Origin of the sequence: Salegentibacter sediminis, from assembly GCF_002078605.1 — a bacterium.
GTDB lineage: Bacteria > Bacteroidota > Bacteroidia > Flavobacteriales > Flavobacteriaceae > Salegentibacter > Salegentibacter sediminis.
Map to the genome: position 1 here is coordinate 245,051 of NZ_MSJR01000001.1, position 22,603 is coordinate 267,653.

23 protein-coding genes and 1 tRNA gene are annotated in these 22,603 nt (G+C 40.5%); 9 read left to right on the plus strand and 15 right to left on the minus strand.

Annotated features, from left to right (window positions below):
• Nucleotides 1-43 precede the first annotated feature (43 nt).
• From BUW93_RS01160 to BUW93_RS01170, 4 genes are read left to right on the plus strand one after another with little or no spacing between them, the layout of a single operon-like run.
• Nucleotides 44-400: a hypothetical protein gene (locus BUW93_RS01160; protein ID WP_081208375.1), complete on the plus strand. Its 357-nt coding sequence runs from the start codon at nucleotides 44-46 to the stop codon at nucleotides 398-400.
• A gap of 58 nt (nucleotides 401-458) precedes the next feature.
• The gene (gene pheS / locus BUW93_RS01165) at nucleotides 459-1,478 is read left to right on the plus strand and encodes a phenylalanine--tRNA ligase subunit alpha (RefSeq protein ID WP_081208377.1); all 1,020 of its coding nucleotides are present in this window, start codon (nucleotides 459-461) and stop codon (nucleotides 1,476-1,478) included.
• A gap of 55 nt (nucleotides 1,479-1,533) precedes the next feature.
• On the plus strand, nucleotides 1,534-1,701 hold the full coding sequence (locus tag BUW93_RS14885) for a hypothetical protein (RefSeq protein ID WP_157893273.1): 168 nt from the start codon (nucleotides 1,534-1,536) through the stop codon (nucleotides 1,699-1,701).
• Nucleotides 1,701-2,096 carry a hypothetical protein gene (locus BUW93_RS01170; protein ID WP_081208379.1) on the plus strand — a complete coding sequence of 132 codons (396 nt, stop codon included), beginning with the start codon at nucleotides 1,701-1,703 and terminating at the stop codon, nucleotides 2,094-2,096. The genes BUW93_RS14885 and BUW93_RS01170 overlap by 1 nt, the downstream gene beginning before the upstream one ends.
• A gap of 11 nt (nucleotides 2,097-2,107) precedes the next feature.
• Here the strand turns inward: BUW93_RS01170 and BUW93_RS01175 are convergent, their stop codons facing one another.
• Nucleotides 2,108-3,103, minus strand: a complete 996-nt coding sequence (locus BUW93_RS01175; protein WP_081208381.1) for an NAD(P)H-dependent glycerol-3-phosphate dehydrogenase — start codon at nucleotides 3,101-3,103, stop codon at nucleotides 2,108-2,110.
• A gap of 350 nt (nucleotides 3,104-3,453) precedes the next feature.
• Here BUW93_RS01175 and lysM point away from each other — a divergent pair, with 350 nt between their 5' ends.
• A complete protein-coding gene (gene lysM / locus BUW93_RS01180) occupies nucleotides 3,454-3,957 on the plus strand; it encodes a peptidoglycan-binding protein LysM (RefSeq protein ID WP_081208383.1) in 504 nt (167 codons plus the stop codon).
• 201 nt (nucleotides 3,958-4,158) lie between these two features.
• Here the strand turns inward: lysM and nadD are convergent, their stop codons facing one another.
• From nadD to BUW93_RS01200, 4 genes are all read right to left on the minus strand, one after another.
• The gene (nadD, locus tag BUW93_RS01185) at nucleotides 4,159-4,743 is read right to left on the minus strand and encodes a nicotinate (nicotinamide) nucleotide adenylyltransferase (RefSeq protein WP_081208385.1); all 585 of its coding nucleotides are present in this window, start codon (nucleotides 4,741-4,743) and stop codon (nucleotides 4,159-4,161) included.
• Nucleotides 4,736-5,329, minus strand: coding sequence for a guanylate kinase (gmk, locus tag BUW93_RS01190; RefSeq protein WP_081208387.1), 594 nt, complete (start codon nucleotides 5,327-5,329; stop codon nucleotides 4,736-4,738). The genes nadD and gmk overlap by 8 nt, the downstream gene beginning before the upstream one ends.
• Nucleotides 5,330-6,187 carry a YicC/YloC family endoribonuclease gene (locus tag BUW93_RS01195; protein ID WP_081208389.1) on the minus strand — a complete coding sequence of 286 codons (858 nt, stop codon included), beginning with the start codon at nucleotides 6,185-6,187 and terminating at the stop codon, nucleotides 5,330-5,332.
• A 109-nt stretch (nucleotides 6,188-6,296) separates the two neighbouring features.
• Complete coding sequence (locus tag BUW93_RS01200; protein ID WP_081208391.1) at nucleotides 6,297-7,262, minus strand: YheT family hydrolase; 966 nt, start codon at nucleotides 7,260-7,262, stop codon at nucleotides 6,297-6,299.
• An 85-nt stretch (nucleotides 7,263-7,347) separates the two neighbouring features.
• On the opposite strand from BUW93_RS01200, the gene BUW93_RS01205 reads away from it, so the two are divergent.
• On the plus strand, nucleotides 7,348-7,836 hold the full coding sequence (locus BUW93_RS01205) for an acyl-CoA thioesterase (protein ID WP_081208393.1): 489 nt from the start codon (nucleotides 7,348-7,350) through the stop codon (nucleotides 7,834-7,836).
• On the opposite strand, the gene BUW93_RS01210 is transcribed toward BUW93_RS01205, so the two are convergent.
• Genes BUW93_RS01210 through BUW93_RS01220 form a run of 3 tightly spaced genes read right to left on the minus strand, consistent with a single transcriptional unit; the run spans nucleotide 7,837 to nucleotide 9,843 of the window.
• Complete coding sequence (locus BUW93_RS01210) at nucleotides 7,837-8,733, minus strand: DMT family transporter (RefSeq protein WP_081208395.1); 897 nt, start codon at nucleotides 8,731-8,733, stop codon at nucleotides 7,837-7,839.
• Entirely contained in the window at nucleotides 8,726-9,079 is a 354-nt protein-coding gene (locus tag BUW93_RS01215; protein WP_081208397.1) for an arsenate reductase family protein, read from the minus strand. The genes BUW93_RS01210 and BUW93_RS01215 overlap by 8 nt, the downstream gene beginning before the upstream one ends.
• Before the next feature lie 11 nt (nucleotides 9,080-9,090).
• Nucleotides 9,091-9,843 carry a DUF3298 and DUF4163 domain-containing protein gene (locus BUW93_RS01220; RefSeq protein ID WP_081208399.1) on the minus strand — a complete coding sequence of 251 codons (753 nt, stop codon included), beginning with the start codon at nucleotides 9,841-9,843 and terminating at the stop codon, nucleotides 9,091-9,093.
• 89 nt (nucleotides 9,844-9,932) lie between these two features.
• On the opposite strand from BUW93_RS01220, the gene BUW93_RS01225 reads away from it, so the two are divergent.
• On the plus strand, nucleotides 9,933-11,075 hold the full coding sequence (locus tag BUW93_RS01225) for a cystathionine gamma-synthase (RefSeq protein WP_081208401.1): 1,143 nt from the start codon (nucleotides 9,933-9,935) through the stop codon (nucleotides 11,073-11,075).
• 57 nt (nucleotides 11,076-11,132) lie between these two features.
• Here BUW93_RS01225 and BUW93_RS01230 read toward each other — a convergent pair whose 3' ends face one another.
• Both BUW93_RS01230 and BUW93_RS01235 read right to left on the minus strand, forming a co-directional pair.
• On the minus strand, nucleotides 11,133-12,359 hold the full coding sequence (locus BUW93_RS01230) for a cysteine desulfurase-like protein (RefSeq protein WP_081208403.1): 1,227 nt from the start codon (nucleotides 12,357-12,359) through the stop codon (nucleotides 11,133-11,135).
• On the minus strand, nucleotides 12,359-14,725 hold the full coding sequence (locus BUW93_RS01235; protein WP_081208405.1) for a S9 family peptidase: 2,367 nt from the start codon (nucleotides 14,723-14,725) through the stop codon (nucleotides 12,359-12,361). Before BUW93_RS01235 ends, BUW93_RS01230 begins: the two co-directional genes overlap by 1 nt.
• A 187-nt stretch (nucleotides 14,726-14,912) precedes the next feature.
• Here BUW93_RS01235 and BUW93_RS01240 point away from each other — a divergent pair, with 187 nt between their 5' ends.
• A complete protein-coding gene (locus BUW93_RS01240; protein ID WP_081208407.1) occupies nucleotides 14,913-16,454 on the plus strand; it encodes a M20/M25/M40 family metallo-hydrolase in 1,542 nt (513 codons plus the stop codon).
• Nucleotides 16,455-16,524: 70 nt separating this feature from the next.
• On the opposite strand, the gene BUW93_RS01245 is transcribed toward BUW93_RS01240, so the two are convergent.
• From BUW93_RS01245 to BUW93_RS01255, 3 genes are all read right to left on the minus strand, one after another.
• A complete protein-coding gene (locus BUW93_RS01245) occupies nucleotides 16,525-16,890 on the minus strand; it encodes a hypothetical protein (RefSeq protein ID WP_081208409.1) in 366 nt (121 codons plus the stop codon).
• Between the two features lie 56 nt (nucleotides 16,891-16,946).
• A complete protein-coding gene (locus tag BUW93_RS01250; protein WP_081208411.1) occupies nucleotides 16,947-17,933 on the minus strand; it encodes a DUF1028 domain-containing protein in 987 nt (328 codons plus the stop codon).
• A gap of 108 nt (nucleotides 17,934-18,041) precedes the next feature.
• A complete protein-coding gene (locus BUW93_RS01255) occupies nucleotides 18,042-18,347 on the minus strand; it encodes a hypothetical protein (RefSeq protein ID WP_081208413.1) in 306 nt (101 codons plus the stop codon).
• Nucleotides 18,348-18,460: 113 nt separating this feature from the next.
• Between BUW93_RS01255 and BUW93_RS01260 the strand changes: the two genes are divergently transcribed.
• Nucleotides 18,461-18,532 (plus strand) — tRNA-Arg (locus tag BUW93_RS01260).
• Nucleotides 18,533-18,868: 336 nt separating this feature from the next.
• Here the strand turns inward: BUW93_RS01260 and BUW93_RS01265 are convergent.
• Nucleotides 18,869-21,100, minus strand: coding sequence for a multiheme c-type cytochrome (locus tag BUW93_RS01265; RefSeq protein ID WP_081208415.1), 2,232 nt, complete (start codon nucleotides 21,098-21,100; stop codon nucleotides 18,869-18,871).
• 148 nt (nucleotides 21,101-21,248) lie between these two features.
• The gene (locus BUW93_RS01270) at nucleotides 21,249-22,475 is read right to left on the minus strand and encodes a hypothetical protein (protein ID WP_081208417.1); all 1,227 of its coding nucleotides are present in this window, start codon (nucleotides 22,473-22,475) and stop codon (nucleotides 21,249-21,251) included.
• Nucleotides 22,476-22,603 lie beyond the last annotated feature (128 nt).

Sequence of the window (22,603 nt, forward strand, 5' to 3'; positions counted from 1 at the left end):
CCAAATATAGTAATTTCAATAAGTAAGATATTATCTTTGCGCTATGGCAAGAGATGAACAATTAAAAGGACGCTGGGAAGGCTTACAAAAAAAGCTTTCAGCGCAGTTTGCAGACGGAGAATTGATGGACCTTGACGCTATAATATATGTGATTGGGGTCCAGGAACTGGGGCAGGTACATCGCAAATTCAAAAAAGACCATAAAATTGATCTTATGCATATTGCTATATGTAGACTTTTGGAGCCTTATGGCTATTATGAATTCGATTATTTTGATGACGACGGCTGGCCACACTATAAAATCCTGGAGCAATTACCGGTACTTAAAGCCGGGGAACAAAGCGTGCTGATGAAAGAAGCTATCGTGCAATATTTTATTCAGAATGGTTATATAGATTAAATCCCTGCTGAAAAATTCATTTTTACTAAATTTGCCCTTCTGAAAAAGAAAAGCATCCATGATAGATAAAATAAAGGAACATATTGCTGAAGTTGAAGCTTTTAATGCTGAAACGGCCGACCAAATTGAAGCTTTCCGAATAAAATACCTGGGAAAAAAAGGAATTTTAAATGGATTTTTCGCCGAATTCAAATCGGTGCCCAAAGAGCAGAAAAAAGATTTCGGTCAGGCCGTGAATAGTCTGAAGCAGGCAGCTGAAGCTAAAGTGACTTCCCTTAAAGAGGTTCTTGAAAGCAAGCAGGAAGAAAAAGGAGTTTATGGCGATCTTTCCCGCCCTGCCGAACCCATAGAGATTGGTGCCCGCCACCCCATATCTATCGTAAAGAACCAGATTATCGAGATTTTCTCTAATATTGGTTTCAACGTTTCTGAAGGACCCGAAATTGAAGACGATTGGCATAACTTTACTGCCTTGAATTTGCCGGAATATCACCCGGCTCGCGATATGCAAGATACTTTCTTTATCCAGACAGATCCCGACATCTTGTTACGTACCCACACCTCTTCGGTGCAGGTTAGATATATGGAAGATAACCAACCGCCGATTAGAACTATTTCTCCCGGCCGGGTTTTTAGAAATGAGGCTATTTCGGCCCGTTCTCACTGTATTTTCCATCAAGTGGAAGGCCTGTATATAGATAAAGATGTAAGCTTTGCCGATCTTAAGCAAACTTTATTGTATTTCACTAAGCAGCTATTCGGAAAATCAAAAATAAGGCTCAGACCTTCTTATTTTCCTTTTACCGAGCCCAGTGCCGAAGTTGATATCTATTGGGGCCTTGAAACCGAAACCGACTACCGCATTACCAAAGGTACCGGATGGCTGGAGATTATGGGCTGCGGAATGGTAGATCCAAATGTGCTTAGAAATTGTAATATCGATCCTACCGAATATTCCGGTTTTGCTTTCGGAATGGGGATAGAAAGAATTGCAATGCTGCTGTATCAAATAGGGGATATCAGGATGTTCTACGAGAACGATGTGCGATTTCTGGAGCAGTTTAAATCTTCTATTTAAACGAATTCTTCGGAAATTTCCCGGGGATGATTAACTTGTAAAGAAATAAATACTTATGAAAACAGTTGGTTTAGTCATCCTTGGTATTATCGTTCTGGCCGTTATAATCATATTGGTAGTTGTAGAGATTATTGAACTGGCCTTAGGAGCTATTCTATTAGGAATTGCGGCGCTAGCGCTTTGGGGCTTATATAAATGGGCTAAAAATAAGATTCAAGATTAGTGAAAAAAGACATTGAAATACCTAAAGTTGAAGGAGTTTATTTGGCGGCCGTCAAACAATTCAATAAAGATTTTCAGGCAGAAGAATGGAATGCCTACCTCATAAACGACCGTGATGATGCCCTGGAAATGGTGCTTATCGTGAGCCGGGGTTTTTCAGATAAAGACCAGACTTCGGTAATGCGCCATAAGATTGAAAAGCTTCCACCTAAATCTTTCGCCAAGGTTGAATTCCTTCAGGAAGAAGTACTGGCCTTGAACAATGAATTTCAGGTTACTTTTTTTGCTGAAAATAAGATGTTTGAAAAGAAATTTCTTTTCAGAAAAAATAGCATAAACGAAAAAGCGTTGCATGAACTTCCTTTAATTCCTGAAAAAGGAATTTTACTGAAATAACTCTTCAGTAGCTAATCCAGTTTTTCTGCAAGCTTTTTAAATACCTTCTTCGGATTTTTTCCTTCGTACAGAATACCATACACGGCATTGATAATTGGGGTTTTCGCTCCTTTTTCCTTGTTGATCTTGTAAGCGCTTTCGGTGGCATAATAACCTTCAGCGATCATACTCATTTCCATTTGGGCGCTTTTTACGGTATAGCCCTTCCCGATCATATTTCCGAACATACGGTTGCGGCTAAATACTGAATATCCGGTTACCAGGAGATCACCAAGATAGGCAGAGTCATTGATGTTACGTTTCATCTTATGTACTTTCTTGATGAATTTCTTCATCTCACGAATGCCATTACTCATCAACACACTCTGGAAGTTATCTCCGTATCCCAGTCCATGCGCAATCCCTGCGGCAATTGCATAAATGTTTTTAAGCATCGCGGCATATTCGGTGCCGGTAACATCATCGCTTATCTTACATTTTATGTATTCACTGCTTAGATGTTTGGCAACAATTTTTGCTTTTTCTTCATCGCTGCAGGCAATGGTGAGATAAGAAAGGCGCTCCAGGGCCACTTCTTCGGCGTGGCAAGGCCCGGTAATCACTCCTATATTTTCGGCGGGCACATTATGGAATTGCTCAAAGTGTTCTCCAACAATGAGGCTGCTTTCGGGAACGATCCCTTTTATTGCCGAAAAGATCACTTTTCCTTCCAGGGGAACTTCCAAACTGTCTAGCTCTCTTTTGAGAAAAACCGAAGGAATGGCAAAGATTAGATAATCGGCTGCTTTAACGGTTTCGTTGATGTCAGAACTAAGGTCGAGTTGGTTGATATCAAATTCTACCGAGCTAAGATAATTAGGATTGTGTTCCTGTTTCTTCAGGTGCTCAATGGCATAAGTACTTCGCATATACCAATGAATGGTGTCTACGTTTTCACTAAGCATTTTTACAATTGCAGTCGCCCAGCTGCCTCCGCCAATAACGGCAAAAGAAGGAGATTTTTCCATAATTAGATTTTCTATTGCCAAAAATAAACAAAATAAAAGGATATAGAAACCGTGGAAATTAGATGTGGTATGGGATAAGGGCTAATGGCTTAAATTTTAACATGTTAAAATAAACCAAGAAAGCAATCTTTCTGAAAGGCAGCCCGTTATTTGTTTGTTCTTTATTCCAAAAAGGAGAAGAATGGATTTTCTTAGTTTTTTTGGTTGGTTATTTAGTTTGAAAAACGCCGTTGGATCTTGTGGTCTTCCGGCGTTTTTTGCTTAGAAATCTAACAAAATTTTAGGACGACTTTTGGAAATAGAATGATTATGCTTTCGTAATTTACTGTAAATTAATAAAATCTAAAAAGATGGGAGTATTTTCATTTATTAAAGATGCCGGAGAAAAAATCTTTGGCCGGGATAAAAAAGAGGCTGAAAAGCCAACCGAAAGAACAGAAAATACCCGCGAAAAAGCAGATCGTGAAAACGTTAAGGCGGCCTCAAAATTGGAGACTACCCTGCGAGATCTTAAATTACAGGTGGAAAATCTAAATATTAAGATTGAAGATGATATCGCCACCATTACCGGAAAGGCAGAGAACCAAAGCACTAAGGAAAAAGTAGTCTTGGTGGTAGGAAATTCAGAAGGAATTGCCAAGGTGGACGATAGAATGACGGTAGATAAGACGGAGCCCGAAGCTAAGTTTCATACCGTAGAACGCGGAGATACTTTAAGCAAGATCGCAAAGGAACATTATGGAGATGCCATGAAATACCCGGTGATCTTTGAAGCAAATAAACCTATGCTAAAAGATCCCGATAAGATATATCCCGGGCAGGTGCTTAGAGTGCCACACCTGGAGAAAAAATAGAAGTTAAGACTGTTTAAAAGTTTTGAGGAAGTTACTTTGAGGGCAGACGACGTCCTACAGCTTGTAGTTCCACGATGAAAAAAGTAGGTTCAATCAGCTAAACTGAACGACCAAAAGGGTTTTTAAACAGTCTTTCTTTAAATAAAAGTGAAATCCCGATAACACCGCGGGATTTTTATTTTCTGATTATCGTATAAACGATTACTTATAAAAATTCATCAGCTTGATATAATCCCAAACCGCAGATGGAAGCATTGGTTTTATATTTTTTCCCTCTTTTACCGCTCGTCTAATGAAAGTCGAAGAAATTTCCATCACCGGGGCTGCAACCCGGGTGATCTTTGAGTGCTCCTTGAATTGTTCTGCGGGCTTCCCGACAGCAATTCTCGGGTAAACATAGATCTGATGATTTTCAAGGATCACCTCGTAATTCTTCCACTTGTGAAAGCTTTTCAGGTTGTCTTCCCCCATAATGGGGCAAAATTCATTTGTAGGATGTTTTTCCTGAAGATGGGCCAGGGTGGTAACAGTGTAATTGGGCTGAGGTAGGCCAAATTCGATATCGCTGGGTTTTAAATTTTCGTAGCCTTCGCAAGCCTTATACGCCATTTCCAGGCGATGATGATTTTCCAGCAAGCTGCTCTTCTTTTTAAAGGGATTGTGAGGGGTAACTACCAGCCAAACTTCATCCAGGTCTGAGAATTCGGCCATATGATTGGCGATAATTAGATGCCCGATATGCACCGGATTAAAAGTGCCGAAGAACAAGCCTATCTTTTTATTCATTTTCTGCTGGCTTTTCTGCTTTTACATAACTCGCCACCAGCTCATAAGCTTCCTTAAGCGCCGTGCCCAGGTGATGATTTTCGATTATAAAATCGAATTGAGGAGCCGTGGCCAGTTCTATCGATGCTTTTGCCACCCGCATATTTATCTTGTCGTCGCTCTCGGTCTTCCGCTTTTTCAATCGAATTTTTAATTCTTCGATGCTGGGCGGTTTAACGAAAACAGCAAGGGTTTTTTCTGGATAGATATTTTTAATATCGAGTCCGCCAACCACATCAATATCGAAGATCACGTTTTTCCCTTTCGCCCAGATGCGTTCTACCTCTGCTTTTAAAGTTCCGTAGAAATTATCGCGGTAGACTTCTTCCCATTCCAGGAACTCGTCGTTTTTTATCTTTTTCTTGAAATCTTCAGTAGAAAGGAAATAATAGTGCTGCCCATCAACTTCATCCCCGCGTGGGGCTCGGGAAGTCGCCGAGATCGAGAATTCCAGGTTAAGTTCTTTCTGCTTTAATAAATGTTGGACTATCGTGGTCTTTCCCGAGCCCGAAGGCGCCGAAAACACGATAAGTTTGCCATCGCTCATTTAGAGTACGTTTAAGAGTTGTTCTTTTATTTTTTCCAGCTCATCCTTCATCTGAACCACAAGTTGTTGCATAGGTGCGAAATTGGATTTACTGCCAATAGTATTGATCTCCCGACCCATTTCCTGAGAGATAAAGCCCAGTTTTCTTCCGTTAGAATCTTCAGAATTGATGCTTTCTTTAAAATATTCCAGGTGGTTTTCCAGCCTCACCTTTTCTTCGGTGATATCGAATTTCTCGATATAATAAACCAGTTCCTGTTCAAATCGGTTCTCATCAACATTTTCCTTGAGATCGGCTACGCCTTTTTTTAAGCGTTCCCTTACGGCTTCCACTCTTTCGGGGTCGATTTCAATCACCTCCTGGAGCAGGCGGTCAATATTCTCAACCCTTAATTTAAGGTCTTTTTCCAAAGCTTTACCCTCTGCGCTTCTAAAATCGTTGATTTCTTCCAGCGCTTCAATTACTGCATCTTCTATAGCCTTAAATTCAGTCTCGTCGATTTCTTCCCGGGCGGTACTCAACGCATCTGGCATTCTTACAGCCATTTTCAGCAATTCGGTTTCATCGCCGTCGACAATATTTTTTAGCTGCTGAATGTATTTCTTTACAACCCCAGGGTTTACCGAAGCCGTGGTTTCCTCTCCGGTGATCTCTACAAAAAGAGAAAAGTCTATTTTCCCGCGGGTGAGGGATTTAGAAATGGTGTTTCTTAGCTGAAGTTCTTTTTCGCGATATTGCGAAGGAATTCGTGCGTTTACATCAAGATTTTTGCTGTTGAGCGACTTGATCTCTACGGTGATCTTTTTGGCCGGAAGTTGCGTTACGCTTTTTCCGAAACCTGTCATTGACTGAATCATAGGCGATTTTTAAGCTTGCGCAAAGATAATCAATTCTAAAGCAGCGCAAAGCGACCTATACGCTATTTTAAAATTCCCTCTTCTGAAGCTTTCAGGTTTGAAAAGAGGTTTATTGAGAAAAGCCCTGTATAAATTCCAAAGCCCTTTCTTCGTGATAATAGCTTTCCTTATTCTGAATAAATCCTACGTGTCCCCCGTGAGCCGGGATTTCTAAATGAAGAGTTTCAGAATTCTCTGCTATTTCTATCGGATAGCAGGTCGCCGATAAAAATGAATCATTTTCAGCATTGATAATTAAAGTGGGAATTTGAACATTGGGTAAAAACTGAAGTGAGCTGCATTTCTGGTAATAATCGGCTGCATTTTTGTAGCCGTGAGCCCGGCTGGTGTAGAGCTCATCGATGTCCCGAAGCGTTTTGCACCCGTCGATTTCCTTTTTCGTAATTCTCTCCGGAAAAGCCAGGTGCCGCTTGAATAATTCTTTTTTCAGGTTTCTTATAAAGCGTTTTGAATAAATAATATTTCGCGGTTTACTGATTTCTTCCAGCGAGCCTCCCAAATCGCAGGGTGTAGACACCGCTACCGCCGATTTTATTTCTGAAGGTATCTTTACATTTTCACCTAAATACTTCAGCATTAAATTTCCTCCAAGGCTAAAGCCTACCAAAACGATTTCATCGTATTGATTTCCCTTTAATATATGCGATATCACCGCCTCCAGATCTTCGGTTGCTCCGGCATTGTAACTACGATAGAGCCTGTTCATCTCTTCGCTGCAACCTCTTAGATTCATCGCGGCTGTATCCCAGCCATCTTCTTTGAAAATACGGGCCATGGCTTTCATATAAGGACGTTGGGCATTACCGGCAAGTCCGTGCAGGAGGATTACCAGTCGATTATTTTTTTCAGAAGAATAACTTCGGTCCAAATCGAGAAAATCGCCGTCCTCCAGTTCAATGCGGTTGCGTTGGGTGGTGCTAAAGGCCACCTTCCTTAAGCTGGAAGCATAAATGGTCGAAAAATGGGCGTTTCGGAATATTCGCGGGGCCGTATATGTGGTTTCTATCAATGGCATTTGCGGCTAATTTCTGCAAATTAATTTTAAGCACAATAATTATGCACGCATAATATTATTTGTTAGTTTTATTAAAAAATTTACAATGTATATTAAAGAATTCGATATCCGCTGGAGCGATATAGATGCCAACCGTCACCTGGCCAATACAGCCTATATAAATTTTATGAGCCAAACCCGCATGAGCTTTTTAATGGAAAACGGTTTTGGCCATGAAGAACTGGCAAAATATAACCTGGGTCCGGTAGTGTTTTATGAACATGTCTATTACTTTAGGGAGGTTTTTGCCGGTCATCCGGTTAAAGTGACGCTGGAATTAAGAGGTCTTTCAGAAGACGGGATGTATTTTGAATTTCTCCATAATTTTTACGATCATAAGGGAAGGAATTTCGCCAGCTGCGAGATGATGGGGAGCTGGATAGACCTTAAAGAACGCAAGCTCACCAAACTTCCTCCCGAATTGTATAAAAATCTTGATAGTCTTTCCCACACTGAGGATTTCAGGATTTTAACAAAAGAAGACACCCGAAAATACGGAAAACGTCCTCAGCATATTGAACCACATCAACTTTAGTTAATTTCTTATTTCAGTTTTCTTTTTGGTAACCATATAAACCCCGGCAAACACCAGGAGGCCGGCTACAACTTTGGTTAGATTCAACGAATCGGCGCCTGTACTTATGGCATAAACTATGGCGATAAGGGGCTGCAGGTAAATAAAAGCACTTATGGTTGATGCTGAAAGTTGTTTTAGCGCATAAATATTCAGCAAATAGGTAGAAAAGGTTGTGCCCAGCCCAACGAAAGCCATTTTCCAAATCGCATCAAATGGTAAACTGCTCCATTGCACATCTGTGAATTCACCAATGGTGATCGGGAAATTTATAAAAACAGCAATCAGGAATAGCCACTTCATAAGGGTAAAGGAATGGTATTTTTTGGTTAAAGGCTTTACAAGAATCAAATAAAGTCCGTAGGAAAAGGCGTTTACGATAAACAGGATATTTCCCATAGGGATATTTGGAGCATTGGTGCCTGTATCTGCACTAAAAAGCACGAGAATTAAGGCCCCTGCAAGGCCAACGATAATCCCGAGGCTTTTTAAAATTGTGATGCGTTCCCGAATTAGAATGGAAGCAAGAATTAGCACCATTACCGGCGAAAGGGTAACAATCACCGAGCTGTTTATAGGAGTAGAGAGACTAAGGCCCTTAAAAAAGAACAGCATATTAATGACCATTCCAAAAACAGCGCATCCAAGAATCCGTGGCCAGTCTGAAGTGGCTATTTTTTCGCGAGGGCCCAGGAAACTAATAGCCCAAAAAAGAATTGCTGCACCAAAAACCCGAAGAAATATGAACCCGAAAGGCCCAATGTGAAAAGGCATCACTCCTTTAGCTACGGTATGGTTTATTCCGTAAATCGCACTGGCAATAGTTGCTGCAATAATTGCCAGGGCACGATTATTCATTTATAGATTTTTTTGCAGCTTCCACCATTTTTTTTGAGTTTCCGACAAAGATCTCATCGTTCTTGATAATCACAGGGCGTTTCAAAAAAGTATAGTGTTCCAGGATAAGATTTCTATAGCGGTCTTCGGTGAGTTCCTCCAGGTGTAGTTCTTTTTCTCTGTAGAGCCTTGCCCGTTTGCTGAAAAGCGCTTCATAACTTCCGGCCAGCTCCTTCATTTCATCGATTTGTTGCTCGGTGATTCCTTCGGTTTTTATATCCTGAAGTTTAAACGCTGCAGGCGGGTCCAGTTCTTTAAGGATTCTTTTATTCGTATCACAGGTAGAGAGGTGATAAATCTTTTTCATATTGAAATACTTTATAATTCAAGCTTTATGTATTCCGAAATTTCACTTTGATCAAATTCCATCCTGTATGGGCCATCGGCGTAAGCGGCAATTTCGTAAGCGTTGTAATAGAGCATAACTTTTGTACTGCTGAAACCGATGTTTTGCGGAAGTTGAAATTCATCATTTTCAAATAACAAGCCTGTACTGTTTATGGATTCCCCTTCAGGAACTCCCTGTTCTTTTCTGAATCTCTTCTCAACAAAAGCCTTAAAGTCTTCGGTAAAAAGTTCATCCTGGGAATAAATCGCTCCGGTCTCGGGATTAAAATTCAACCAGGTTACACTGCTATAGCCGTGGGCACCACCTTCAAAAACTTCAGAATCAAACTGAATGGAAACTAGCTTATCAGACTCATAGGTAATTTCACTATAAATCGTGGCCTCCCAGGGAGTATTATATCCCGGGAAATCTTTTTTGGTCTTTTCGTAATTTTGGATGAAGATATCGGCCATAGCTTCTACCGATTCGATATTGGGTTCATCTTCATAACCCAGGATATAGCTAAGATGGTTTTCGATTTCTTTATTGATTTCTTTCTCCCGGGTTTTCGTGCCTGAGGCCACAGGGAAATTAAGATCTATAAAACTGCATTTTTCAGTTTCAGGGTCACAGTTATTTGCACTTCTTTCTACTGAATAATTTAAAAATTGGAGACTTTCGGGTTCCTGCTCGCAGGCAGAAAAAAGAAAGATAAGGCTGAAAACAGAGAGTAGTTTTTTCAATTTTATGGCTGTTAAATTGAAAGATAAAGGTACAGCCAATTTTGCTATTGCCCAACAGGTATGCTACATTTGCTTAAGACTCAGTAGCCATGAAATTCAACACCAAGACTATACACGGCGGTCAGGAAGATACAGATCCCGCATACGGGTCGGTCATGCCACCAATTTACCAAACCACTACATATTCGCAAAGTACCCCGGGCGGGCACAAGGGCTTTGAATATTCCCGCAGCGGAAATCCCACACGAACAGCCCTGGAAAAGTCGCTTGCCAGTATTGAGAATGCAAAGTATGGCTTGGCGTTTGGTTCTGGTCTTGCTGCGATAGATGCGGTGATGAAATTGTTTAAGCCTGGTGATGAGATCGTCTCTACGAATGATCTGTACGGAGGCTCTTACCGGCTTTTCACTTCTATTTTTGAGAATTTCGGAATAAAATTCCATTTTATCGGAATGCAGGATGCTTCAAAAATTGAGGAGTATATTAATGAAAACACAAAACTCATTTGGATAGAGACTCCAACCAACCCCATGATGAATATCATCGATATCCAGGCAGTCTCAAAAATCGCCAAAAAACACAAGTTGCTGCTGGCGGTAGACAATACTTTTGCTACTCCCTATTTGCAGCAGCCTATGGATTTGGGTGCTGATATCGTTATGCACAGCGCGACCAAATATCTTGGGGGGCATAGCGATGTGGTGTTGGGGGCACTGGTGGTGAATGATAAAAATATTGCTGATAAATTATATTTTATTCAGAATGCAAGTGGTGCGATTTGTGGCCCACAGGATAGTTTCCTGGTGCTTCGCGGAATTAAAACTTTACACCTGCGCATGCAGAGACATTGTGAAAATGGGGAGGCAGTTGCAAAGTTTCTTAAATACCATCCAAAAGTTGACAAGGTATATTGGCCTGGTTTTGAAGATCAGCCCAACCATGATATCGCTAAAAAGCAGATGACAGGTTTTGGCGGAATGATCTCTTTTACCACCAGGGAAAACACTTTGAACAGTGCCACAAAAATAGTTGAAAAGCTTAAAGTCTTCACTCTGGCTGAATCTCTTGGCGGGGTAGAATCTCTTGCTGGCCACCCGGCCAGTATGACCCACGCTTCCATTCCAAAGGAAGAAAGAATAAAGACCGGGGTAGTAGATTCCCTTATTCGTCTTAGTGTAGGCGTGGAGGATGAAGAAGATTTAATTGAGGATCTGAAGCAGGCTTTGGAATAGAGTTAGTTTTCCTAAAAATATCAGCCACGAATTCAGGGAAAGAATTCGTGGCTCTTTTTAAAAGATTTCTTTCAAGACTCCAATCAATTTTTTTACTTCATCGACGGTATTGTAATGCACAAGGCTTATTCTCACCACGCCGTTTTTTTCCTCCAGACCCAGATCGTGGATTAATTTTTTAGCATAAAAATCGCCAAACCTAATACCGATGCGATGCTCATCTACCTTTTTCACGATTTCGTCGCTTTTCATCCTGGAATGAACAAAGGAGATGGTAGGCACCCGTTTATTTTTATCGGCTTCAGGGTAACCTATAATTCTGATTTCAGGATTTTCTCTAAGGAATGTCAATAAAGGAACACTTATCCTTTCCTCATATCTCGCAATAATATCAAAGCTTTTGGCAAGTTTTTCCGGGGTATCTAATTTCTTTGTGCTGCGAAAATGCTCCCGGTAAAATTCCTCGAAATATTCGGTGATTCCCAGCAGGCTGTAGGTGAGCTCAAAATTGAAATTGCCGGGTTGAAACTTATAAGGCACATCTTTCTTCCCGAAAAAATAATGATTTATTCCGTCCATTTCGTACAGTAAATCGTATTTCCCGTACATAACAGCAAGATGAGGGCCATAGGTTTTATACCAGCTGAAGACATAAAAGTCTACATCCAAATCTTTTACATTTACCTGCCTGTGGGGGGCATAGGCAACCCCATCAACACAAATAAGAGCCCCGGCTTTATGCACTTTTTCAGTAATTTCTCTAATAGGGTTAATCGTTCCCAGTACGTTGGATACGTGGTTTACTGCAACCAGCTTAGTACGTTTAGAAAGAAATTTCTCAAGGTCTGCGAGATCCAGTTCCAGGCTTTCGGGGTTTAGCTTCCAGATCTTCACCTTAATACCTTTCTCCTGGAGATCGGTCCAGGGGGAAACGTTGGCTTCGTGATCGGTATTTGTGACTATTACCTCATCCCCTTCCTGCCATTGTTTGCTAATGCTCAAACTCAGGATTCGTAGGAGCATACTGGAGGAGGCTCCTATGACTATTTCTTCAGTTCGTGAGGCATTGATAAATTTTGATACTTCATTGGTAGCGTAATTGAGTTTCTCTCCCGCTTCTCTGGAAACCTTATAAGAAGCACCCAGTTGCACATTATGATGCAAAAGATATCCGCTTATTCTTTCAGCTACCTTGGCGAGGGTTTGCGAGCCCCCAGCATTATCCATATAAGTAAAGTCCTGCTCCAGTGCCGGAAACTTCCGGCGTACAAAATTTATGTCCATTAATCCAGGAGGCTTTCGTTAAATAGTTTCAGAATACGCTTATATTCATCGGTCCAGCTACTGGGTTCAACAAAACCGTGATCTTCTACGGGGTAAACCGCCATCTCCCAGTTATCTTTTTCAAGTTCGATAAGGCGTTGAGCAAGTCTTACCACATCCTGAAAATGAACGTTTACATCAAGCATTCCGTGGGCTATTAAGAGGTCGCCTTCAAGACCTTCAGCAAAATAAATAGGAGAAGATCTGCGGTAGGCAATTGGATCTTTTGAAGGTTCATTCAAAATATTGGAGGTGTACCCGTGATTGTAGTGAGCCCAGTCGGTCACCGAGCGCAATGCAGCGCCTGCTTTAAAAGTTTCAGGCTCATTGAACATTCCCATCAAGGTGATAAATCCACCATAGCTTCCACCGTATATGCCAACTTTATCTGGATTAATGTCATGATTTTCTATGAGATATTTCACTCCATCTACCTGGTCACTCAAGTCTTTTCCACCCATATGCCGATAGATTCCGGTTCTCCAGTCACGTCCGTAACCTGCACTTCCACGGTAATCGATGTCGATAACGGTATACCCCAGATCGGTTAGCAGATTATGGAACATATATTCCCTGAAATAGCTGCTCCACCATTTATGCACATTCTGAAGATAACCTGCACCGTGCACAAAGACTACCGCGGCATCGTTTTTCACATCAGCTTCAGGTTTGTAAAGTCTGGCAGGAACCATAGCTCCATCTTCAGCCTGGAATTCTATCATTTCGGGAACACGCCAGGAATACGATGAAAACTCTTCAGACTGCCCCGCGGTTAGTTTTTCAGCTTTGGAATTGGAACGGGTTCTTTTTAAATATAACTCCCAGGGCTGGTTGCTGTAAGAATGCCTGATAGCCATATATTTCTCGTCAGGAGAAAGATAAACCTCGTTATTTCCCGGCATCTGGGTTAATTTTTCCATTTTGCCACCCATTAGCGGCATCTTATAGAAATGACGTTCCCCGGGGCCGACTTCTGAAGTAGTTAAAAACCAGTTTTTATTATCATTGGATAATTCAGGGTCAAAAACTTCGAATTCCCCACTGGTAAGAGCCTTTTTATTTCCCGTATCTACATTGAGTAAATAGAGGTGAGAGTAACCTGTTTCCTCACTTTGAAAATAAATATGTTTATTATCGGGGAGCCAGCCGAAGGTACCCCCACCGTAATAGGTATAGCCAACACCAGGACCGGCAATCCAGGCTTCATCGCGTTGGCGGTCAAGGCTTCTTAATTTTCCGCTTTCCAGATCTATTGCCGCGATCCAGCGGTCTTTGTTGTCTTTGGAACGAATATTAACCACCGCCTTTTCACCGTTTTCAGAAAAGTAGGTTCCCGATGGAATTACTTCTCTTTCCATCTCTTCCCAGTCGCGTTCGGGGTAATCTTCGGTATAATCGGGCAGATCTTCCAGGCCGGGAAGAGTTTCGGTATCAACCATAAAAACAGTATCCTTCTCAAAATTGTAAATAGCAAGTTCAACCGTGGTTTCATCATCTCCTACCTTTGACCTGGCGGGAAGATTAACCGTATATCCCGATTCATCTACATAATTCGGCACCTCGGTGCTTTTCCCGGGTTTACGGGTAATGAGGTTAAAAGTGGCATATTTGGCATTAGGGGCTACCTGTAGATTACTGATGCTGCGATCTTCCAGGTAAAAAGTGAAATCTTCTTTTTCGGCAACGGCTTTGCGGTGTGCTTCTGTTTCTTCTTTTTTTGTTTTTCTCTCACGTACAACCCCGAGTAATTCCAGGTTTTCTTTCTTAACCCAGGCATCCTTTTCAGAGGCATCTTCAGTTTTTTCCTCTTTTTTATTGCCTCTTTCAATTTTAGTAAGTTGATCAAGTCTGGCTTTTTTATAGTTAAAGAGATAGGCATTGTTTCCTGAAGTAAAAGTCATCAGGTTTTCATCGGCCATAAACCGGGGATCTTCAATTTTTTCTGAAAGATCAACGAGCTGGGTTATCTCGCTAGATTTTAGATCGGCGATGGCCAGATTCTCATTTTCAATAATCAACTTTTTTGTTCTTTTTTTATTAAGATCGCCAGCGCTGGGAATTATCTCTCTGCGCTCCTCCAGGCTTACTTTCTGAATCTTAGATTTATTCTGAATATTGATCTTATAAAGGGAGTCACCTGGGTTAGCCTCAGGATTGTAATCAAAATAAATATTCTGGCTATCGTAACCCCATTTAATATTTTCGGGAAAGGTTCCCATCCAGGCGGGATCCTGCATTATTTTTTCTACTGATAGTTCGCTCTCCTGGGAAAACCCATTGGTAGAGATAAGGGTAAAAATGAATAAAAAAAGTAATGTTTTTCTCATAAGTAAAATTTTCTATCAGGTATGGACTTGAAACCTGAGGGGGTTGTTTTGCTGAGGCAAGATACTTAAATTCTGAAAAAAATCCTGAAGCCCTGATTTGGGTTTTTGTGGCAGGGGAACTGAAACCTGACTTTGTACTAAATATGATATATTTGAGAATAAAACATTATCAACCTAAAACTTTACGATGAAGTATAAACTACTATTATTTTGTTTTTTTCTGGTTTCTATGGCTGGTACCGCCCAGGACCAACTTGTGGACAATATTATTAAGGAAGCCAATGAAAATTCAAAGCTCGAAGAACTCGGCCATGAGCTAATGGATGTTATTGGACCACGCCTGGTGGGAACTCCGCAAATGGATAATGCTCACAACTGGGCAGTAAAAAAATATGAAAGCTGGGGTATAGCTGCAGAAAAACAGCAATGGGGCACCTGGAAAGGCTGGGAGCGGGGAGTAACCCACGTAGATCTTGTGGAGCCAAGAGTCCAGAGCTTGCAGGCACGCCAACTGGCCTGGAGCCCTTCTACTAAAAAGAAGGGAGTGATCGCCGAGGTTGTTTTGCTTCCTGAGGCTTCAGATTCCCTTGATTTTGTAAAGAATCTAGCAGCAGTAAAAGGTAAAATAGTTTTGGCTTCCATGTACCAGGCTACAGGCAGACCCGATGAAAACTGGGAAGAATGGGCCACCGAAGAATCCTTTCAGAAAATGAAAGATCAGCGGGAAGAACAGGAACAAGCCTGGGAGGAAAAAATGGAGAAGACCGGTCACAATAACAAGAGTCTTCATTTGGCTCTTGAAAAAGCAGGTGCTGCCGCTATTGTAACGTCTTACTGGTCCCGCGGTTTTGGAGCGAACAAAATTTTTGGGGCTTATACAGAAAATATTCCTACTGTGGATATGAATCTTGAGGACTACGGACTGGTGTACCGACTTGCAGAATATGGGGATATACCAAAACTGAGAATTGTTGCTGAATCGAAAGATCTTGGCGAAGTTCCTGCATTTAATACCATCGCGAGAATTGAAGGAACCGAAAAACCTGAGGAATACGTTATCCTCTCCGCTCATTTTGATTCCTGGGATGGCGGAACCGGTGCTACCGATAACGGAACAGGTACCTTAGTGATGATGGAAACAATGAGAATATTAAAGAAACTTTACCCAAATCCCAAACGAACCATTATTGCAGGGCATTGGGGAAGTGAAGAGCAAGGATTAAACGGTTCCCGTGCTTTTGTAAAAGATAATCCCGGTATTGTTGAAAATGTCCAGGCGGTATTTAACCAGGATAACGGAACTGGAAGAGTTGCCAGAATAAATGGACAGGGTTTCCTGCATTCTTATGACTATCTTGGAAGATGGATGGAAGCAGTGCCCGATGAGATTAAGTATGATATTGAAACTACCTTTCCTGGAACACCTTCCGGAGGGGGATCAGATCATTCTTCTTTTGTGGCCGCAGGTGCCCCGGGTTTTATGCTGAGTTCTCTTAGCTGGAATTACTGGAACTACACCTGGCATACCAATTTAGATACTTATGATAAGATTGTTTTTGATGATGTAAGAAGCAATGTGATCTTAACTGCAATCCTTACTTATATGGCTAGTGAAGATCCAGAAACTACTTCCCGTGAGCAAAGTGTGCTTCCCGTTAGCAGAAGAACGGGAGAGCAAATGACCTGGCCGGAGCCCCAGGATGCCACCCGAAGGGGAGGCCTGGATTAATTCAGGAAGAATTTTCATGAAAAAAATCCGTAGTTCTGTTGAGCTAGGGTTTTTTTGTTTTGATTTCTTTTTATCCTTCCAAAGGCGCACCTACAGGTACTGAACAGGAATGCCCAGGTTCTCCGTGAGGCGGATTGATCTTAGGAGTTGAACTCTTCAATCGCACCGGAGACTGGGTACTGGTATTTTGACGGGTAGTGGCAGCCTGGTCTAAAGGCGCTCCTACCGGAATATCGCAACGGTGATAGGGCTCCCCGTGTTTAGGATTCAATTCGGGAGCTTCTGCAGCACTGGTACTGCCTTGCTGATTAGTGGAATTTACACTTGGCGCAGTTTTAGCAGCTTCCGAAGTTTTCTCTTCCTCCTTGCATGAGGTAAAAAGCCCGAGGCTCACTACCAGGATAGAAAGTAATATTTTTGTTGCTGAATTTTTCATAAGGGTTTATTTTTCCTGATTTGCTAAGATAGAAAGAAAGCCAGCGAATTAATAATCTAATCGGTAAGTTGCTTTAATTCCTCGTCGCTAACATCTAAAAGCCCGGCTTTTGGCAATCTCCTTAACATTTCACGCCAGTTTTCATCTTTTTTGAAGATCTTATCGAAAACAGGCTTTGCTTCCTCGATTTCTCCCGCGTTGGCCAGGGCTACCGCCTTCCAGAATTGCATTTCCAGGTTATCGGGGAACATTTTTTCAGCGGTGCCATATTCCTCCAAAGCCTTATCTACGTCACCATCTTCCATAGCAAGGTCACCACGGTTCATATATTCATAGGCACGGGCAGTCTTTAAGAGTCGTTCCAATTCTTTGATAGGTTCAGCATGATCATCTACCCGCAGGTCTATTTTTTTATCTTTCCAGCTTTCCTCAACTCTATTAGCTCCAACTACAATCAAGGCTGCCGATTGTTTTCCGCGGATATCCCCTCCTGTTTCCTGTGCTGCTTTTAGGGCTTCCAGTACCCTTTCAGCCAGGGGGAGATGAGAATTACTGCTGAAACTCTCTGCCATAGCAGGAACGGTTTCATCGTTAAGCATCATATTGGCCTGCACCGAAAAATTTTTTTCGGTGATATGGCTGGCGGCTTCTACACAATTCTGGCCGGTGAATGCGGCAGTATTCCCGCGGCTGTCCAAAAAAGCCACCTGCCTGTATTCACGTCCACTGTCTGAATTGGCGATTTCTTCCAAAGCTTCTACTGCGGTTTTCCCTTCTTCCATTAATTCAAGTCCGCGAGGGCCATACTCCGGATTAACGAAAGACTGGGTGGCAACAACCCCAACGCCGCTTTTCCCCCAGGCTACCAATGGGCCTACAGAAAACCAATGGCTTTGTACACCAACCGCCATTTCACCTGTTACACTGTCGCGGGCTACTATAGAATAAGTGTGGGCAAATGCCTCTTTCTCAATTCCAGGATTTTGAGAAAAAACCGGCAGACTTAAAATAATTGCCATTGCAGAAAGTAAAGTTGTTTTCATATTTAAGTGTTTAGATATTTGGAATATGCAATCTTCTTGAAGGAGTGGGGTTTTTACTGAAAATTGAAAAATGCGCTGTTATAAGAAGCAGATGAATTATTAAAGCCTTTATTGTTTCTCTTTGATACTGTTTACTTCAATATAATCGGGGCCTCCATCTACTGGGTAACCTTCTACTTTTTCACCTTCAATGTTAACGCTTTTACCTTCATATTGGCTGAGGTCTATCTTCTCACTCCGAAGCGCGTAAAAAGTATCTTCGGTTGTTAGAGTATGCGTGCCATATTGATACGAGGTAATTCCTGTGGCTTCGAGGGTGCCGGTAAGCTGAAGTTGATCGTTTTGACCGTCAGGGGAATTACATGTATTGGCGAATAAAAAGATGAAACTGCTTATAGTTGCGAGTAATTTCATGATGCAAAAATTAAGTTCAGATTGAAATTACAAAGTTTCCTGATGCTATGCGAAGTTTTAAGAGGGAATTTGATTTTTTTCTCAAAACATTATTATTTTTGTGGCCTTTACAAGGCCTCGTAGTTCAATGGATAGAATAGAAGTTTCCTAAACTTTAGATCCAGGTTCGATTCCTGGCGAGGCTACTGGGAGTGTTTTAATCAAAACCAAAACCTTGTTAATCACATGATTTTCAAGGTTTTTTGTATTCACGAAATTGATTTGTACCAACCTGGCAGACATTTGGGGATATCCATAAAGAAATAGTTTTGAAGCAGCTCTTTATTAGAGCCCCCCTTTAATTGAAGAAAATTGAATTCGGCTATAAACAGAATAATCCCTCAGGACTTGATTATAAAGTTTATTTTGATTCATATGAAACCTCTACTTTCCGAATTCAAAAAGTGATCATTTAGATTTGATAATTTGAGGGACAAGAGTAAATAGGTAAATTATAAGATCTTTATTCCAAGATTAATTCTCTATTTTTTCAAACTTTTTAATATATCCCGATAAGTTGAATTATTAGGTGAAATTTTCAATAATTTGTTGATAGTGTTTAATGCACTGTCTTTTTTACCGGTTTTTAACTCTCCAATCAATTTTACGTAATGAAGATTTTCATTGTGAGGATTTGTTTTTAGTCTCTTTTTTAAAACCTCCAATGATTTATTAAATTCTTTATTTTCCTGTAATTTCAACGCGTAATTGTAACAAGCTCTTAGATTATTTCTTTGGCAAGCCTCAGATAAATAAAACAAAGATTTTTTTTCTTCCTCCATTTCATTGTAGAGCAAACCAAGCATAAAATAAGAGTCAGCATATTCTGGTTCTAATTCGGTAACCTTGAGGTAAAGTGATTCAGCGATTCTAATATCACCTTGGTTAAATGATAATAATGCTAAATTCATTCTGGCAACATTGTAATGTCTGTCAATTTGAAGTGCTCTTTCATAAGCTTTTTTAGCTAGATTAATTTCACCTTTGGCCTCATAATATAATGCCTGTTGAACTTGTCCAGATGCAAAATCGGAATTCATTTTCAAGCTGTTAAGAAATTCTTCTTCCGCTTTTTCAAAAGATTGGGAGGAAGGTTCTTTTTGATTTCTAATGAAATAATTTGCTGCAGATATCCGAACCATCCTCGAGGAGTCATTCAACAGAGATTCAATATATCCTGAAATCCCAATATCACCCTGTAGCGTAGATAGTTTAATGGCTTCATTTCTTACTAAGGCTGATGAGTCCTGTAGTAAATTAAAAACCAGGTCTCGTCCCTCTTCATCAAGAATGTGATCTGATAGTCTTCTTACAGCCGTGGCTCTGACAATCTCGGGATAACTATCATTTTCCAATAAAAGGTATAATGGTTTTATATCTCCCAAACTCCCCGGCAGCAAATGATCGGAAAAGTGATCTGCTCTTTCTTTACCAAATTTTTTTACTATTACTTCACTTGCCCATTGGGGCGTTTTATCTTCGTGACACTGGTTACATGCATTTGGAGTACCATAAATCATGCTTTGATCTGGACGTGGTATCCTAAAACTATGATCTCTTCTAAAATCATTACCCATATATGTCTTTCCTGCCATATGACAATCGATACAGGAGGAACCGACGCTGTTTTCCTGATGCATATGATGAGAGGGGGCATTATAATCTGTACTATGACAGCTTAAACAAAGTTTATTTCCTGTTTTCTTTAATTTTGTAGTATGCACATTATGGCAATCTGCGCAGGAAACCCCGTGCTGGTACATCTTACTCTGAACAAAAGAACCGTACACATAATCTTCATCATCAATTTGACCATCAATTTCATATTCCGGATCTGTCAAGAGATGAGGTTCATAATGATCAAAAATTTTTCCTTTATAATTAAATTTCTCTGTTATTTGCGTTCTTCTGGAATGACACCTGGCACATTTGTCTACCAATTCAGTAGACGATAGGTCATTACCGATATAAAGGGTATTGGATTCTCCATGATTTCCTCCTTTCTGGTAATAGCCCACATGTTGACCTGCTGGACCGTGACAGGCTTCACAGCTGACGTTTATTTCACTGTAGTGCGTATTATAAATCTTTTGGTCTGGATTAAAATTCTTCTCTAAATCAGTCGAGTGACAATCCGCACACATGGAATTCCAGTTCATTGATCCCCCGGTCCAATGCATCCATTCATCATGTTTTATATCCAGGTCTGGCTGAAGATGGAACCATTTCGATTTTTCAGCATCCCAGGCCACCGGCAGACATTGGTATGCTCCGTCAGGAAATTTTACAATATATTGTTGTAAAGGATAAACCCCGAAGGTATACAAGATCTCAAAATTTTGATTCTCGCCGTTAGAACCTTCGGTATTCACAAAAAATTTATCTTTTCTCTTAAAGAATTTGGTAAGCTTATCCTTGTGTTTAAAATGTTGATCTTCGAAATTTCCTAAGACGGTATTCGAGTTAGCTATCTGCATTGCCTGATAATGATGTGACTCCTGCCATTCTGCATATTCTTCTTGGTGACAGGCGGCACAGGCTTTTGATCCTATAAAGGTTCCTGATTGAGAGGAAATTTCCCCTGATTTTTCAATTGTAAGATAAGCTTCCTTTTCATCATTATGGTTGCACCCTATAAAAAATACAAGTATTAATAAGACTAGGTAAATATTAAATATTCGTGATGAAACTAAATAAAGGGCGGAAGTATGCATTTAGTAAAAACTAAATATGATATAAGAATGATTCAAAAATAATTAATTTTATTTTAAATGTATGTTTTACGTTTGATTTAAATGATTTTAATAGACCTGGGCGACAATTTTTGTGCGGTCCTGGAGGGTAGGGTAGACTTGGTTTTTATTATGCAGCCTTTTGACTAAAAGCTTTTAAAGATCTTAGTTTCGGCTTGGACTTTAGCATCTGCTCGTGGGCCAGGAAATAATAAATAACAAAAAAGAGAAAATACATCACCATTGTTTTCTGCCTGATAATGATTCCCAAATTAGACATTACAAAGGTCATTGCAAAAGAACTCAGTAAGAACAATAACAGGCTCATTTTAACCTTTACAGGGGCAATCTTAATAAATTTGATGAAATTCCTCTTGAACAGCTTCACTACCAGTAAGAGATAGATAAGATTTTCAGCAGAAACGATAACTCCAAAGAATCCGGGTGCGTCAAAGAACAATGGCCTGAACCAAAAAGTGAAAAACTTCTCGAAAAGAGAATATTCGCTCATTGCTACCCCAGAGGTTGCCTGGCCTAAACTATCGGCCCTTTTATTGGTAAACGCAATAAAATCACCGATGAGGTCCTGAGAATTCCCAAGGTTTACCACTCCAAGAATCTGGTCCTTGAAAATTAAGAGCACTCCTGCAATTAGCCCGGTGTAAACCAGTTTCTTTTTCCATTCGATTTGCTTTTTACCAAGTAAGATTCCCAAAACCGCCACTACTGCAACGAGCAGGAAAATGTGGGGTCGAATACAAAATACCAAAAGGGAACCAAAAAAGAGCCCTTGCCAACGTTTTTCAGGATTCTTGACGGCATAGGCAAACATCATAAGTCCTAGAAATATTGGTGCACCTTTTCCCAATGAGGCTGTCCAGAAGTGCATATTTGGAAGGAATAGTAATAGTGGTAATAAGTTAATCTTTTTAAACACCTTGATGCTATGAGGAATATTTTCTCTAAAAATTAGGTATGCATATACAAAACCCAGATAACCAATCCAGGTGAAAAGTAACATCATCATTTCGTAGCTGAAACCGAGGTAGTTTATAAATGGATAGGATATAAAGTCTATGAAACCAGTTCCAGTTGTTGCAAAATCCAACCATTCTTTTCCTTCTCTTTGCGGAACTTTAAAATACCTATGTGAGTCTGATGGGTTAACCGAGGCATAGGTATAGTAAATAGCACCAAAGAGGAGGTGATAAAAAAATAGGCTGTTCATTAGCCTGAAAGAGAAAAAGGTATGTCTTCTCTTAAGACGCTTGAAAATCTCCTGGTTTAGCAGGTATAAAAATGGAATCAGAAATATAACTTGTGCAATATTTAAAAGCAGGTTTATATCGGTCAACATCTTTTTAATTTGGGTTCTTCCCCCTTAAACCAACTTTCTTACCACTTTTTAATTTTCTTTTCTTCAATGAAGTATAAAACACTCTTATAGAGGTTGTTGAATGGGGTTTTTAGTGGGTTTAAGCATTG